Raw genomic sequence first — 359 nt, 5'->3', positions numbered from 1 at the left:
CCACAACCCGCAGTTCCCGTTCCCCGGTCCGCCGCGAACAACCGTCCCGCCGCGGAAACAAGCAGCTCAAACAGGCCTTCCTCCCGTCCGCGTTCGCAGCCCTGCCCGACCCGGTCTCCCGGACCCACCACGACAAGAAGACCAGCCAGGGCAAGCACCGCACCCAAGCCCTCCGCCGCCCCGCCAGACGACGAACCGACGTGCTCTTCGCGTTACTCCGCGACGACACCCTCCACGAACCCCAGCCCGCCCCGTCAGCTTGACGAAACCCACAAGGCCCCCCACCGACCGGACCACAGAAACAAACCCGCCCGGCAACCAACCCCGCCCACCCGGCCGGCACCCCCACACCCCAGAAC

Annotated in this window: 1 pseudogene; it reads left to right on the top strand. The window is 69.6% G+C overall.

From position 1 onward, the window contains the following. A pseudogene (locus tag JHN63_RS52205) lies at positions 1–263 on the top strand (IS110 family transposase); the annotation flags it as partial. Between the last annotated feature and the right edge of the window lie 96 nt (positions 264–359).

Source organism: Streptomyces sp. MBT65, assembly GCF_016612545.1.
Classification (GTDB): domain Bacteria; phylum Actinomycetota; class Actinomycetes; order Streptomycetales; family Streptomycetaceae; genus Streptomyces.
This window is presented reverse-complemented; position numbering and strand designations above follow the sequence as displayed.